The organism is Stenotrophomonas pictorum JCM 9942, from assembly GCF_001310775.1.
Classification (GTDB): Bacteria; Pseudomonadota; Gammaproteobacteria; order Xanthomonadales; family Xanthomonadaceae; genus Stenotrophomonas; species Stenotrophomonas pictorum.
The window spans coordinates 1-1168 of the sequence record NZ_BAZI01000602.1; the positions used below are offsets into that span (position 1 = coordinate 1).

Consider the following 1168-nt stretch of genomic DNA (forward strand, 5'->3'; position numbering starts at 1 on the left):
TCACCGGTGGCCAGCGCGGCCTGTACCGGCGCCCGCTCCAGCTGCTTGCCGAACTGCACCAGCTGCGCGCTGACCGCCTGCTGCACGTCGCTCACGGCGCGATCGCGCGCCTGTTCCAGCGCAGTGCCGGTATCGGCCTGCAGCCACTGGTTGAACGCGCTCCAGCCGAACCAGCCCGCCAGCAGCAACAGCAGCACCGCCAGCAGCGGCGTTGAACGGCCCAGCGCCACGCGCGGGCGTTGGCTTTCCTTACCTTGGCTCATCGTGCGTTTCCCCCCTGTCAGCGCACCCCGGTGTGGCCAAACCCACCCGTTCCACGTGCACTGTCGATGAAAGTATCCACTACCTGCAACGTGACGCGGGCGATGGGCATCACCACCAGCTGCGCGATGCGGTCGCCGGGTTCGATGGTGAAGGCGTCACGGCCCCGGTTCCAGACGCTGATCAGCAGCGGCCCCTGGTAGTCGGCATCGATCAGGCCGGTGCCGTTGCCCAGCACGATGCCATGGCGATGGCCCAGCCCGGAGCGTGGCAGCACCACCGCACACAGGTTGGGGTCGGCGATATGGATGGCGATACCGCTGGGCAGCAGCGCCGCATCGCCCGGCGGCAGCGTCATCGGCGCTTCGATCGCCGCGCGCAGGTCCATGCCGGCGCTGGCTTCGGTGGCGTAGCCCGGCAGCGGCCAGGCATCGCCGAAGCGGGGATCCAGCAATTTCACCTGCAACGGCTGCAGCGCACTTGCCTCATTCATGCATCCAACCTCTCGGCGATCAGGTCCAGCAGCTGTTCGGCCAGCCGGGTCTTGGCGGTGCCCGGGAACTCGCGCTGGCCGCCATCCCAGTAGGCCACCGCCGCGTTCTGGTCGCTCTCAAAGCCGTTGCCGGCGATGCCGACCTGGTTGGCGATGATCAGGTCCAGATGCTTGGCCACCAGTTTGCCGCGCGCATATTTCTCCACCTCGTGGGTCTCGGCGGCAAAGCCGACCACCAGCTTCAGCGCCTGGGTCTGCGCGGCCACTTCGGCCAGGATGTCCGGGGTGCGCACCAGCTCCAGCGTCAGGGTCTGGCTGTCGGCGGTCTTCTTCAGCTTCTGCGACGAGACCTGGCGCGGGGTGTAATCGGCCACTGCGGCCGCGCCGATATAGATGTCCGCCGGCAGCGCGCCC

2 protein-coding genes and 1 pseudogene are annotated in these 1168 nt (G+C 68.2%); all 3 read right to left on the reverse strand.

Annotation, left to right across the window (positions count from 1 at the left end):
- Nucleotides 1-263: pseudogene (locus tag JCM9942_RS16415) on the reverse strand (phosphomannomutase/phosphoglucomutase); the annotation flags it as partial.
- 17 nt (nt 264-280) lie between these two features.
- A complete protein-coding gene (gene dut / locus JCM9942_RS16420) occupies nt 281-754 on the reverse strand; it encodes a dUTP diphosphatase (RefSeq protein WP_054660926.1) in 474 nt (157 codons plus the stop codon).
- The coding region (locus tag JCM9942_RS16425; protein WP_304941170.1) for a phosphopantothenoylcysteine decarboxylase domain-containing protein at nt 751-1168 on the reverse strand (418 nt) is incomplete at its 5' end. The genes JCM9942_RS16425 and dut, both read right to left, overlap by 4 nt.

What these genes read in the sequence shown, in the direction of transcription:
- dut (WP_054660926.1), bottom strand. Translation starts at nt 754, where the DNA reads ATGAATGAGGCAAGTGCGCTGCAGCCGTTGCAGGTGAAATTGCTGGAT.